14 protein-coding genes are annotated in these 13,013 nt (G+C 65.1%); 5 read left to right on the forward strand and 9 right to left on the reverse strand.

Going from position 1 to position 13,013, the window contains the following annotated elements; genetic code table 11:
* Position 1: 1 nt before the first annotated feature.
* Together ACWW1C_RS19595 and ACWW1C_RS19600 are read right to left on the reverse strand one after the other, a co-directional pair.
* A complete protein-coding gene (locus tag ACWW1C_RS19595) occupies positions 2–865 on the reverse strand; it encodes an MlaE family ABC transporter permease (RefSeq protein ID WP_455979939.1) in 864 nt (287 codons plus the stop codon).
* Positions 862–1,509, reverse strand: a complete 648-nt coding sequence (locus tag ACWW1C_RS19600; RefSeq protein WP_455984363.1) for a TetR/AcrR family transcriptional regulator — start codon at positions 1,507–1,509, stop codon at positions 862–864. Before ACWW1C_RS19600 ends, ACWW1C_RS19595 begins: the two co-directional genes overlap by 4 nt.
* 264 nt (positions 1,510–1,773) lie before the next feature.
* Here ACWW1C_RS19600 and ACWW1C_RS19605 point away from each other — a divergent pair, with 264 nt between their 5' ends.
* On the forward strand, positions 1,774–2,568 hold the full coding sequence (locus ACWW1C_RS19605; protein WP_455984364.1) for a crotonase/enoyl-CoA hydratase family protein: 795 nt from the start codon (positions 1,774–1,776) through the stop codon (positions 2,566–2,568).
* Here ACWW1C_RS19605 and ACWW1C_RS19610 read toward each other — a convergent pair.
* From ACWW1C_RS19610 to ACWW1C_RS19630, 5 genes are read right to left on the reverse strand one after another with little or no spacing between them, the layout of a single operon-like run.
* Positions 2,502–3,629, reverse strand: coding sequence for a hypothetical protein (locus tag ACWW1C_RS19610; protein ID WP_455979940.1), 1,128 nt, complete (start codon positions 3,627–3,629; stop codon positions 2,502–2,504). The genes ACWW1C_RS19605 and ACWW1C_RS19610 overlap by 67 nt on opposite strands.
* A gap of 55 nt (positions 3,630–3,684) precedes the next feature.
* A complete protein-coding gene (locus tag ACWW1C_RS19615; protein ID WP_455979941.1) occupies positions 3,685–4,149 on the reverse strand; it encodes an RrF2 family transcriptional regulator in 465 nt (154 codons plus the stop codon).
* A gap of 59 nt (positions 4,150–4,208) precedes the next feature.
* Positions 4,209–5,429 (reverse strand): acyl-CoA dehydrogenase family protein, encoded by a 1,221-nt coding sequence (locus ACWW1C_RS19620; protein ID WP_455979942.1) that lies wholly within the window; start codon positions 5,427–5,429, stop codon positions 4,209–4,211.
* A gap of 1 nt (position 5,430) precedes the next feature.
* Entirely contained in the window at positions 5,431–6,459 is a 1,029-nt protein-coding gene (locus tag ACWW1C_RS19625) for a phosphotransferase family protein (protein WP_455979943.1), read from the reverse strand.
* Positions 6,459–7,214, reverse strand: a complete 756-nt coding sequence (locus tag ACWW1C_RS19630; RefSeq protein WP_455979944.1) for an SDR family oxidoreductase — start codon at positions 7,212–7,214, stop codon at positions 6,459–6,461. Before ACWW1C_RS19630 ends, ACWW1C_RS19625 begins: the two co-directional genes overlap by 1 nt.
* Before the next feature lie 105 nt (positions 7,215–7,319).
* Here ACWW1C_RS19630 and ACWW1C_RS19635 point away from each other — a divergent pair, with 105 nt between their 5' ends.
* On the forward strand, positions 7,320–7,952 hold the full coding sequence (locus ACWW1C_RS19635; RefSeq protein ID WP_455979945.1) for a QsdR family transcriptional regulator: 633 nt from the start codon (positions 7,320–7,322) through the stop codon (positions 7,950–7,952).
* 15 nt (positions 7,953–7,967) lie between these two features.
* Here the strand turns inward: ACWW1C_RS19635 and ACWW1C_RS19640 are convergent, their stop codons facing one another.
* Complete coding sequence (locus ACWW1C_RS19640) at positions 7,968–9,107, reverse strand: Rieske 2Fe-2S domain-containing protein (RefSeq protein ID WP_455979946.1); 1,140 nt, start codon at positions 9,105–9,107, stop codon at positions 7,968–7,970.
* A 20-nt stretch (positions 9,108–9,127) separates the two neighbouring features.
* On the reverse strand, positions 9,128–9,772 hold the full coding sequence (locus ACWW1C_RS19645) for a TetR family transcriptional regulator (RefSeq protein WP_455979947.1): 645 nt from the start codon (positions 9,770–9,772) through the stop codon (positions 9,128–9,130).
* Between the two features lie 121 nt (positions 9,773–9,893).
* Between ACWW1C_RS19645 and ACWW1C_RS19650 the strand changes: the two genes are divergently transcribed.
* Genes ACWW1C_RS19650 through ACWW1C_RS19660 form a run of 3 tightly spaced genes read left to right on the forward strand, consistent with a single transcriptional unit; the run spans position 9,894 to position 12,983 of the window.
* Positions 9,894–10,394, forward strand: coding sequence for a VOC family protein (locus tag ACWW1C_RS19650; protein WP_455979948.1), 501 nt, complete (start codon positions 9,894–9,896; stop codon positions 10,392–10,394).
* Entirely contained in the window at positions 10,394–11,860 is a 1,467-nt protein-coding gene (locus tag ACWW1C_RS19655; protein ID WP_455979949.1) for an FAD-binding protein, read from the forward strand. The genes ACWW1C_RS19650 and ACWW1C_RS19655 overlap by 1 nt, the downstream gene beginning before the upstream one ends.
* Complete coding sequence (locus ACWW1C_RS19660) at positions 11,853–12,983, forward strand: Rieske 2Fe-2S domain-containing protein (RefSeq protein WP_455979950.1); 1,131 nt, start codon at positions 11,853–11,855, stop codon at positions 12,981–12,983. The genes ACWW1C_RS19655 and ACWW1C_RS19660 overlap by 8 nt, the downstream gene beginning before the upstream one ends.
* Positions 12,984–13,013 lie beyond the last annotated feature (30 nt).

Raw genomic sequence — 13,013 nt, forward strand, 5'->3', positions numbered from 1 at the left:
GTCAGATCGACGTTTTCGGGAAGATGATCACGTACAGCTGGCTCATGACGACGTTGACGATCATCATCAGCAGCACCGACTCCACCACCGCGGCGTTGACCGAGTTGGCCACACCCGCCGGGCCACCGCGGGTGTCGAGCCCTTTGTGGCAGCTGATCACCGCCACGATGACACCGAAGACGACGGCCTTGACCATCGCCAATGCCAGGTCACCGACCGTCGAGAACGACGAGAACGTCGCGATGAACGAACCCGGGGTGCCGTTCTGCAGGTAGACGTTGAACATGTAGCTCGCCAGGTACCCCACGAAACTCGTGACGCCCGTGAGCAGCACACCGATGAGCACCAGTGCGACCAACCGTGGCACCACCATCCGCTGGATCGGGGACACGCCCATGACTTCCATCGCGGCGATCTCCTCGCGCATGGTGCGCGATCCGAGGTCCGCGCACACGGCCGACCCCACCGCCGTCGCCAGCAACAGCGAGGCGACCAGCGGGGCACCCTGCCGAATCACCACCAGGCCGGTGGCCGCACCCGACAGAGACGAGGCACCAACCTGGCCGGCGAGCAACGCGAACTGGATCGACAGCGTCACGCTGATCGGGATGGTCACCAGAACCGTTGGGGTGAAAGCGGTTCCGGCCATGAACGCCGCCTGGTCCAGGAACTCGCGCACCTGGAAGCGGCCCTTGACGATGTCGAAGAACAAGTACTCCAGCGTGCGTAACCCGAGCACGATCTGACCGCCGGCAGTGCTCAGCGACGCGATCGGATGGTTCTGCAGGTATCGGCGGACCCACCCGATGGCCTCGGCGATGGCGCCCCACTTCGCCACTCCCCTGGGTTGTGCCTGGTCGGTCATCGGGCCGCCGCTTCCTGGCCGGATACCGGCCACTCGGTGGCGATGCCACGGCACACCAGTTCGTTGCTTGCGAGGGTCTGTGCGATCAGCTCTTCCCGGCTCGGCTTCTGGCCATAGCGCAGCGCGATGCCGAACGGGATGGCGCAGATCGTCTGGGCAGTGGCACGAACGTCGATCTCGGGACGGATGTATCCCTGCTTGATGCCGTCGCGCAGCATCGTCGCGAGGACGCGGGCACCGTCATCGAAAAGTCGCTGAAATTCCTCGGTCATCTGCTGATCGACACCGGCCGCCTGTACCACGATCAACTGCATCAGCCGCGGTTCGTCGGCCAGGAGTTCGCTATAGGCCATGCCGATCCCCAGCAGGTGATCACGGAATTCGATGATGGACGTCAGCCGTCCGGGCGTCGAGTCACCGATGGCCGCGAGCACCCGACCGTTTACCTGACGCACTGCGTGGTCGACGATGTCGCGCTTGTTCTCGAAGTACCGGTAGAACATCGAATGCCCGGACCCGAGTCGCTTGGCGATGTGACTGATCGAGGTCTGGTGATAGCCGCGCTCAGCGAACTCCGCCAACGCCGCTTCGATGACTTCCTCGCGGACCAGCTCAGCGCGTTTTGCACGCTGGCGTTCCGCCATGGTCGCGCGCGCCTCGCCTGTCACGCGGATCACAGTAGCGCATCGATTCCGGTTTCGGACACACTCTTCGCGAAACGGAATGAATTGTCTCGCGTGTAAGCGTCACGCGCCGGAGGTTTGCTGAATATCGCACCAAGGGGATGCCGCAGCACAGTAGGGCGGCTCCCCCGGCCATGCGGCCGTTTGGATATTTTCCTCAAATACCCGCAGCTTCGGCCATCGCCGTGGTAAGTGGTCGGGCCGCACTATCCTGCCCCAATGGCAATGGATCGGATCACCGTCGAAGTTCGAGATGGCGTCGCCTACGCGACGCTCAACCGGGCAGACAAGATGAACAGCCTGGACCTGCCGATGCTGGAGGCGCTCGCCGCGATCCCCGGCCGGTTGGCTCGCGACCGTGCGGTGCGGGTCGTCATTCTGCGTGGCGACGGGCGCGCGTTCTGCACCGGGCTGGACTTCGCCGGAGCGAAACTGCAGGGGTTGAGCGCCGTGCGCAACTTCGGCAAGTTTCCGGGGCAGAAGACCAACCTGTTCCAGGAGGCATGCTGGGCTTGGCGCGAGCTGCCGGTACCGGTGATCGCCGCGTTGCACGGTCACTGCTATGGCGGCGGACTGCAGGTCGCCCTGGCCGCCGACTTCCGGATCGCCACGCCGGACTGCAAGCTCTCGGTCATGGAGGCCCGGTGGGGTCTGATCCCGGACATGACCGGGTCGGTGACGCTGCGCGAACTCCTGCCGATGGATGTGGCCAAGCGGCTGACCATGACTGCCGAGGTGTTTTCCGGGACCGAAGCCCTGGGGTACGGACTGGTGACGGAAGTCGCCGCCGATCCGGTGGCGGCGGCTGAAGCGTTGGCCGCACAGCTCATCGAGCGCTCCCCCGACGCATTGGCGGCGACCAAAAAACTGTTCGACTCGACGTGGACGTCGTCGCCGCGGTCGGCGTTCTGGACCGAATCGCTGCTGCAGCTCCGGCTCCTTCGCGGCCGCAATCACCGGTTGGCGCGCAAGGCCGGGCGCGAGGGCACTCCGGTCTGGGCGCCGCGATCGGTGGACTGAAGGCCGGACCTCCCGCCTGGCTTTGACTTGGGCGGCAGGACCTTCGTCAGGCCTTTCGTCAGCCCGGACAGTGGGTTGGCGAACGACGCGGGCGTCTGAGGCGGCGTCGTCAGCCCCGCCTTCTTCGGCTTCTTCGGTGGGGTCTGCGCGGCGTCGACCGCCGGTGTGTTGTTGGCAGATTTGGTCACCGCAGGCGTGGTGGCGGGCTTCGTCGCAGCCAACGGCGCAAAGGCGCCCGGCTGCATGGCCGCGGCGCGCACCTTGTTGACCTCGGTGACGATGGTGTTCGCGATGACAGTGCCTGCCGCGGTCACCACGCCGACAGCGGTTTGGACGCCCGCCATGGCCGCGGTCACCGGATTACCGCTCTTCGCCAGTTCCTGGGCGACGGCGTCGGGCACATGAAACGCGCCGGCGAGGACGTCGTTGAAGGCCGGGAAGATAACGGCGGCAACGACATTGATGACGCCGATCACCGCCACCTGCAACACACCGTGCGGCATGACGGTCGGCGCGGGGTTCGGGACGACGGGTGCGTTGAGGGCATCGAAGGTCTGCTGACGGAATTGCTGGAACGCCTGAAGGACCGCAGCCGGGCCGCCCAGAATGGCGGGCGGGATGTTCATGAGGCCGACGACGCCGACCTCGAAGGCGTTCAACGCGCGCTGCGCGGGAATGGCCGCGTCCGCCTCGATCGCCTTGTCCATGGCCGCAGCGGTCGGTCCCGTCATCGATGCGGCGGCCATGCCGAGCGCCTTGAGCGGACCATTCGCCGGCAGTGCCGCGAGGAAAACCCCGGGCTCCTGCAGCGTGGTCGTGATGCCCGTCGTGACGGTCTGCGCCAGCAGCGGACAGATGATCGAGCAGTAGATGCCCTGGTTCTTGATGAAACTCGCGATCAGCCCGCCCGGCGGAACCGTTGCAGCCAAACTGATTTCGCGCATCACGACCGGCGGCGATGGATGTTCCGCGGTCGGCGCGATCGGCGCCAGCGGTGCGACGACGGCCGCGGCAACGGCAGTCGCGGCGAGGGCGGTGGGCAGGCGTGCGGACAGTTGCATCGTGATCCCCTTGCGCAGCGGTGTACGGGTACCACGAACTGTCGAGCCATCTGGTTCAGTCGGCGCGGGAATCAATCTGCGCGGCCAGCGCACCGAGGCTGATGAGCAGGTTCCGGGTGGGCTGCTGCGCGAGATCGGCGACCGTGGTGGTGTTCAGCGACGCATAGAACGCCGCTTTGGCCTGCGCCAACGCCGAGCGCAGCCGGCATGCCGATTGCAGCGGACAATCCAGCCCGCTGCAATCGACCAGTTCGGTATCTCCGTCGTCCTCCAGCGACCGCACGACGTCGCCGAGGCGGGCGGTGCGGCCGGCCTCGGTGAGTGCCAGTCCGCCACCCCGACCACGGTCCGCGTCGAGCCATCCGGCCGCAGCCAGGTGCGCGCACGCCTTGGTCGCGTGCGTGTACGAGATCTGCATGTCCTCGGCGATCTGGCGCGTAGAAATCCGCTCCTGGCCGTCTTCAGCGGCGAGCCGGATCAAGATCCGCAGCCCGACGTCACTGAAACCGGTTAGCCGCACACCGACACGCTATTTGAATCCGCATTTCCGGTGCAAATAAACCGGACGCAGCCGGGCGGTCAACTTGCCATGTGCTTCTTCAGCTCCGTGCGCGCGAGGGCGTTCTTGTGCACCTCGTCGGGCCCATCGGCGAATCGCAACGTGCGGATGCCCGCGTACATGGCGGCGAGCGGGAAGTCCTGGGAGATGCCGCCGGCGCCGTGCACCTGGATGGCCTTGTCAAGAATCCACTGCACGGTGAGCGGCGTGGCGATCTTGATGGACTGAATCTCGGTGTGCGCGCCGCGGTTTCCTACGGTGTCCATCAACCAGGCGGTCTTGAGCACCAGCAGCCGCAGTTGTTCGACGCGAACACGAGACTCGGCGATCCAGTCGCGGATCACACCCTGCTCGGCCAGCGACTTACCGAACGCGACCCGGCTGGCGGCCCGCTGGCACATCATCTCGATGGCGCGCTCCGCGACGCCGATCGCGCGCATGCAGTGGTGGATACGGCCCGGCCCGAGGCGGGCCTGGGCGATCGCGAATCCGCCACCTTCTTCACCGATCAGGTTCGACACCGGAACCCGCACATCGGTGAAGCTCAGCTCGGCGTGCCCGCCGTGGTCGTTGTCGTCATACCCGAACACCTCCATGCCGCGCAGCACCTCGAGCCCAGGAGTGTCCCGGGGAACCAGGATCTGCGACTGCTGGCGATGACGTTCCGAACCCGGGTCGGTCTTGCCCATGACGATGAACACCTTGCAGTTCGGGTTCATCGCGCCGGTGATCCACCACTTACGACCGTTGATCACATACTCATCACCGTCACGCACGATGGACAGCTCGATGTTGGTGGCGTCGGAGCTCGCGACGTCGGGCTCGGTCATGGCGAACGCCGATCGGATCTCGCCGTCCAGCAGGGGTTCCAGCCACTTGCGCTGCTGTTCCTCAGTGCCGAACTCGTTGAGCACCTCCATGTTGCCGGTATCCGGGGCAGCGCAGTTGAACACCGCGGGCGCCAATTGAATACTGCGGCCGGTGATTTCGGCCAGCGGTGCGTACTGCAGGTTGGTCAGACCCGCGCCTTTCTGCCCGGGCAGGAACAGATTCCACAAGCCGCGCCGGCGCGCTTCGGAGCGCAGCTCGACCAGCACGGGCACGCTGTCCCAGGCCCATCGGTTGTCCAGAGCAGCAAGCTGCTCGTGGAACGTCTTCTCTGCGGGGTAGACGTGACTGTCCATGAATGCCGTCAGCTCGGCAATCATTTCCTTGGTCTTGGCGTCGTAGGCGAATTCCATGTCAGTGCTCCTTCAGTGCATTGAGTCCGAAGTCCAGCAGGGAGTGCACCGCGTCCCCGGCGAACGAGAAGCCGTCGCCAACGGTCTGGCCGTTGACATAGCGGTAGTGGATACCTTCGAAGATGCCAGCCATCTTGAAGAAGGCCAGGCCCAGGTAGAAGCCGAAATCGCCCAGACTGCGGCCAATCCCAGCGCGGTACCGGTCGATGATCTCCTGCTCGGAGAGGAAGCCCGGTGCTTCGCTGACGTCAGAGACCTCCGGGTTACCCGATGCGGCGAGCCGCCCGTACGCGACCATCAGCGAAAGATCGGTCAGCGAGTCGCCGATGGTGGCCAGCTCCCAATCGAGCACCGCCGCCGGCTGGTCGCGCGAGTCCATCAGTACGTTGTCCAGGCGGTAGTCGCCATGCACGATGCCGGGCGCCGAGTCAGCCGGAACCCGCGCCGCCAGCGCCTGATAGAGCTCTTCCATGGCGGGCAGATCCCGGGTGCGGGCCGCCGCGAACTGCTTGCGCCAACGCTCGACCTGACGCCCCAGAAAGGCTTGGGGCCGACCGAAATCGGCCAGACCCACCGAGGCCGGATCCACTGAATGCACGGTGATCAGCGTGTCGACAAGCCGCTCCGAGATCGCCCGGGTGCGCTCAACGCCGAGCGGCTCCAGTTCGGTCGCCCGGCGGTACGGGGACCCGTCGACCTCTGCCATGACATAGAACGGCGCACCGAGCACCGCGACGTCGTCGCAGAAGGCGTACATTGCGGGCACCGGGACCGCCGTGGGCGCCAGCGCCGACATCATCCGGTATTCGCGGCTCATGTCGTGCGCGGTAGCCAACAGCTTCCCGACGGGGGGCCGGCGGACGATCCACGATGAATTCCCGTCCGTGACACGGTAAGTCAGATTCGACTTGCCGCCGGCGATCAACTTCGCAGTCAGCTGGGCGCCGGCACCGGGCACAGCGGAGGACAGCCAGGCACCGAGCCGGGCCAAGTCCAGCCCGGGTAGATCGACGTGGGTGTCGAGGGCCATCAGACGCCGCCACCCAGAAGGACGCCACCGTCGATCGTCAACGTCTGCCCGGTCATCCACCCGGCGTCGGCCGACAGCAGGAACGCGACCACCGAACCGATATCTTCGGGCACGCCAAGGCGTTTCAGCGCGTAGTTCTTGCTGACCTCTTCCTCTCGCCCTTCGTACAGCGCGGTCGCGAACCGCGTCTTGACGACGGCCGGGGCCACGGCATTGACGCGGATGTTCGGACCGAGTTCGTAGGCCAGCTCCTCGGTCAGGTGGATCACCGCGGCCTTGGACACCCCATAGAGCGCAATTCCCGGGGCGGGCCGCAGGCCGGCGATCGACGCGACGTTGACGATCGCGCCGCCATGCTCGGCCTGCCAGGCCCGGTTGACCTTCTGCACCCACGACAGCGCCGACAGCACGTTGACTTCCAGAATCTTGCGCGCGGCATCCATGTCGATGTCCATGAGTGGCCCGTACACCGGGTTGATGCCGGTGTTGTTGACGAACAGGTCTGCGCCGCCGAAGGTTTCGATCGCCTTGGCCACCACGGCGTCCTGGTGCTCGGTGTCATCGGCCCGGCCGGCCACGGCTAGCGCGACGTCCGGGCCGCCGAGGGTCTCGACGGCGGCGTCGAGCGCCTCCTGCTTCCGGGCGGTGATCACCACCTTGGCGCCGTCGTCGACCAACCGCTGGGCGATGGCGAAGCCGATGCCACGACTGGCACCCGTGACGATCGCGGTCTTTCCTTGGAATCGCGTGCTCATGTCAACTTCCTTGTGGGGTTGGCGGTACACGGCCCCAACACGTGGGACACATAGCCAAAGTGTGCCACACTGGCACATAGCGGCGCAATGTTCCATAATGGGCAGATGTCCGGAGCAGAACCGACGACGCCCTCCCCGCGGCTGGGGACGGCGTTGAGCCGCCAGGCCGCGGTCGACGCGGCGACCCGGCTCTATCTGACGGGCGAACCGGTCGACATGTCAGCGCTGGCCACCGAACTCGGGATCGGCCGCTCAACCCTCTATCGACTCGTCGGCAATCGGGAAGACCTGCTCGCGACCGTGCTCGCCGACGCCACCGAGCGCACCTTCCGGCGTACCGTCGCGGACATGGCGGCCGAGGCCGGACCCGACGCCGAACCGCCCGGGGGCGCCGACTACATCCTGAAGGTCATGGACCGTTTTCTGAATGCGGTCGTCGACGCGAAACCGCTGCAGGCAGTGTCGCATCGCGAGCCATTGCTCATCGTGCGACTCATGCTGCTGCCCGGACTCGTGGAGCAGACCGCAGGACGGCTGGTCGGCGAACTCCTCGATGCCGAGGTGGCCGCCGGCAGGATGGAATTGCCGCTACCCACCGCCACTTTCGGCCTCGCGCTCATTCGCATGTGCGACGCACATCTCTATGCCCCACTCCTCGGGGGCGGAGCACCCGAGATCGGTACCGCGCTCGACCTGGTGGCCGCGCTCCTCGGCCACAGCCGGCCCGATGAAGGCTGAATCCTGTTGCGCCAGTTAGCTCGGAGCTGAGGCAGCCAGGTTGCCTGCCACTTCGGCTTCCCAGCTCTCGATGGAGTGCGTGGTGTCGATCTCGAACTCGAAGCGGTCCGTCATATCCGGCGTCACATCCTCGACGTCGACGTAGAACTGCTCGTACCAACGGCGCTGCTGGTACACCGGGCCGTCCTCCTCGGTGAGCAGTGGATTGTCGATCCGGGCCTTGTGCTTCCAGATTTCGACATCCTGCTCGAAGCCGGTCTGGACTCCATCGATGAAAGTCCTTGCCAGCTCAGCATTTTCCTCTTCGGTCAGGCTCGGGATTTTCTTGACGATGGCGCCGTACTGCAGCACGAAAGAGTTCGGGCTCACCGGATAGTGCGAGTTGATCAGGATGGTCTCGACGGTCATACCGTTGGACACGCTGCGGAGCCGGTCGATCATGTACGACGGCCCGAAATACGAAGCCTCCGAATAGAGAATGGACGTCGGATCGTGGAATGTACTGACGACCATGTCATCGCGGGGAGTCGAGTCCATCACCTGGGTCGCCACGTGACCCTCGAAGATGTTCTTGAAGTTCCGGGGAAATGCGTAGTGCACGTAGAAGAAATGCGCCATGTCCACGTTGTTGTCGACGATCTCGCGGCAGTGCGAACCTTCGATCAGCTGGATGTTCCAGGTCCAGTCGGTCCAAGCGTCCGTGCCGCACCCTTCGATCTCGGGGATGTCGACCTCCGGCGGCGGGGCGTTGCCTTGCGGGTCATTCCAGACGAACAGTTGTCCGTTGCGTTCGAGCGTCAGCCACGAGCGGGTGCGCGCCAGCCGCGGCGTCCGCTTGGCGTAAGGCACCAACGTGCACTTGCCGTCGCCACCCCAGCGCCAGTCGTGGAACGGGCACGCGATCGAGTCACCCTTGACGCTGCCGTATGCGAGGTTGCCGCCCATGTGGCGGCAGTACGCGTCGAGCACGTTGAGCCGGCCCTGACTGTCGGCGAAGACCACCAGTGACGTCCCGAACGCGTCGATCTGATGGGGCGCACCGTCGTTGAAGTCGCGGATCAGGCCGAGGCAGTGCCAGCCGCGGGCGAACCTGGTCGGATTCTCCCCCGACTCGATCTGCCGGATTGCCGCCAACTCCTGATCAGTGGCCGACATGCACTCCTCCATCGTTGTTTTCATCGGGACCGAACCAGTGCGGGCATCGGCGCGGTGAGCAGGCCGACGACCATCGCGACGATGTTGTCCCTCGCTTCAGCCTCACTCAAGGCACCGCGGGTTGCGTCGCGATGCTCATCGACATGACGTTCATGGTCGGCGAGCAAGGTGTACATGACCGACGCCATCGCCGCCATGCGTTGGCGGCGAAGCGCTTCCGGTAGGTAATCGAGTGCCCGCAGTAGCCGCGTGGTGAGGATTCGGGTGGCCGGCCACTGCTCCGATGTGAGCGTGAGCTCAGCCATGACGGGATGATTGCGGACGCGTTCGAGAAAACGGGCGTAGTGGCTCGACCCGTCGGAGTACGGAGTGTCGAACAGCGGCTCGATCAGGATCGTCACCAGAGTTGTGATGCTGCCGTCGGGCTCCCCGGCGCTTTCATGCTCGGCCAGCAGCGCCAGTCGCGCTTGCTCCAGCGGGGCTTGTCGATGACCAATGATGGCCTTGATCAAGCCATCTCGCGATCCGAAGTGATAGTGGACAGCCGAGTTGTTCCGCTGTCCGGCCGCCACCGCGACGTCGCGCAGCGAGACTTCCGGGCCGGATTCCGCGATCAGGCGTTCGCCGGCCAGGAGTAGCTGCGTACGCGCATCGGGCCGACTCACAGGCCTGAGTTTATCCCTCACACTGCAGAATGCAATCACCAACGCTTGACGTTTTAAGCGCGTGCGCTTATTTTTGACCGGTGCTCACTCCCGGCGCAACTCGCCTTCCGGAAGGAACCCTATGACCGTCTCGTACGGACCGATCTGCCAAATCGCCTGGGTCACCGATGACATCGAGGCAACCGAACAGCTGCTGAGCAAGCAGTTCGGCGTCGGTACGTGGTTCCGGTTGCCCGATATCGAGTTCGGGCCGGAGACCTGCCGCCTTCACGGTGAACCCGCGGATTTCACCGCTCACATCTCGATGTCCTATTCGGGCGACATGCAGCTCGAGCTCATCCAGCCAGTGCGCGGCGTCAGCATCTACACCGAATTCCTGGATCGCTGTGGACCGGGTCTGCACCATGTGTGCTTCGGGCCAGGTGATTTCGACGCGGCCGTGGCATCGGCGCGGGAGCAGGGGCTGGCCATCGTGCAGCAGGGCGAGATGTCCGGCGGATTGATGCGTTTCGCCTATATCGACGGAGCGTCGGCCGGAGTGCCGTACATCGAACTCGGCGAGTTCAGCCCTGAGATTCGCGCGATGTTCGAGCACATCAAGACCGCGACCACGGGCGCCTGATGATCCCGGAAACAGTCTCTGCACAAAGTGTTTCGTCGTTCTCCGATGAGGTCGACGTCCTGGTTGTCGGGCTCGGAATGGCGGGTGGATGCGCGGCGGTCGAAGCAGCCGCGTCGGGTGCGCGTGTGCTCGTACTCGAACGTGCCGCGGTGGCCGGCGGCACCACGGCGATGGCGGGTGGCCACTTCTATCTGGGCGGTGGCACCGAGGTGCAGAAGGCGACCGGTCAGGCTGACTCGCCGGCGGAGATGGCTGCCTATCTGACCGCGGTCTCGAAAGAGCCTGTGCCGGAGCTGATCAGCGCCTACAGCGAAGGCAGTGTCGAACATTTCCGGTGGCTGGAAGCGCTGGGGTTCGAGTTCGAGCGCAGCTATTACCCACACAAGGCCGTCATTCAGCCGGAGACCCAAGGCCTCATGTACACCGGTAACGAGCAGGTGTGGCCGTTCCGTGATCGCGCAGTGCCGGCGCCCCGCGGCCACAAGGTTCCGGTGCCGGGCGACACCGGCGGCGCGGGCATGGTCGTCAAACTTCTGGTCGAGCGCCTGGCGGAGTTGGGTGCGGAAATCCGTTATGAGACAGGCGTCTTTGCGCTCGTTGTCGAGGACGATCGGGTCGTCGGCGCAACCTGGAAGCACTTCGGTGAGGCCGGAGCCGTGCGGGCGAAGTCCGTCGTCCTGGGCACCGGCGGATTCGTGATGAACCCGGACATGCTGGCCGAGTACGTGCCACAACTCGGTGATGAGCGCGTCTTTGCCCTGGGTAGCAGCTATGACGACGGCATCGGGATCCGCATGGGCCAATCCGTTGGTGCCGCAACCAAATACCTGGATCAGGCGTTCATGACCGCCCCGGTGTATCCGCCCGCCAAACTTCTCACCGGCATCATCGTGAACCGTGCCGGAGACCGGTTCGTCGCAGAAGACTCGTATCACGCACGAACGTCCGCATTCGCCCTCGAACAACCCGGCAGCGTCGCCTATCTGGTCGTCGACTCCCGGCACGTCGAGATGCCGGCGATGCCGTTGGTTCAGTTGATCGACGGCTGGGAAGATGTCGCCGAGATGGAAACGGCCCTCGGCATCCCGGCCGGCCGCCTGCAGGCCTCGCTCGACAGGTACAACGCGAATGCGGCGCGCGGCGAGGACCCCGACTTCCACAAGGCCACCAAGTATCTCGAACCGCAAGATACGGGTCCATGGGCGGCATTCGATCTGAGCCTGGGCAAGGCGTTCTACAGCGGCTTCACCCTTGGCGGCCTGGCGATTTCGGCTGACGGTGAAGTGCTTCGCGACGACGGCCGCGCCATCGCCGGGCTGTACGCTGCCGGCGCCTGCGCCTCGACCATCGCCCAAGACGCCAAGGGGTACTCCAGCGGCACCCAGCTGGGTGCCGGTTCATTCTTCGGGCGACGAGCAGGACGCGCCGCCGCCAAGTCGAGCACTCAAGGGGCGCAACATGACTGATGCTGAGGTCCGGCATATCGATGCGGGTGTGGAGATGACGCGGTTTGCGCGTGGTTGGCACTGTATCGGGTTGGCCGAGTCGTTCCGTGACGGTGAGCCGCATGCGATCGAGGCGTTCGGCACCAAGTTGGTGGTGTTCGCCGACTCGCACGGGGCGCTGAAGGTGTTGGACGGCTACTGCCGGCACATGGGGGGTGACCTGTCGCAGGGCAGCGTCAAGGGGGATGCGGTGGCGTGCCCGTTCCATGACTGGCGCTGGGGTGGGGACGGCAAGTGCCAGCTGGTGCCCTATGCCAAGCGCACCCCGCGGCTGGCCCGCACCCGCGCGTGGCAGAGCACTGAGGTCAACGGGCAGCTGCTGATCTGGCACGATCCCGAAGGCTCCACTCCGGCACCGGAGCTGACCCCGCCGACCATCGACGGCTACGACGAGGGCCGGTGGTCGCCGTGGCAGTGGAACTCGCTGCTGATCGAAGGGTCGCACTGCCGCGAGATCGTCGACAACAACGTGGACATGGCGCATTTCTTCTACATCCACCATGCGTATCCGACGTATTTCAAGAACGTCATCGAGGGCCACACCGCGAGCCAGTTCATGGAGTCCAAACCGCGCCCGGATTACGCGACCCGGGAGCTGTGGGACGGCACCTATCTGCGGTCGGAGGCCACCTATTTCGGGCCGGCGTACATGATCAACTGGCTGCACAATGATCTGGCGCCGGGGTTCACGGTGGAGATCGCGTTGATCAACTGTCATTACCCGGTGACCCATGATTCGTTCGTGCTGCAGTGGGGGGTGGCGGTGCAGAACAACCCGGCGCTGCCGGCGGACAAGACCGCCAAGCTGGCGGCGTCGTTGAGCCGCAGTTTCGGGGACGGCTTCATGCAGGATGTGGAGATCTGGAAGAACAAGACCCGCATCGAGAACCCGCTGCTGACCGAGGAGGACGGCCCGGTGTATCAGCATCGCCGCTGGTACGAGCAGTTCTACGTCGACGTCGCCGACGTCAAACCGGACATGGTCGCCCGCTTCGAGCAGGAAGTGGACACCACCCACGCCAACGACCTCTGGCACGAAGAGGTCGCCAAGAACCTGGCCAACCGCACCCCGCTCGGCACCTAGACCAAACTGCCTGTGGCGCAGACCGACGCA

It is taken from the genome of Mycobacterium sp. HM-7 (genome assembly GCF_053852335.1).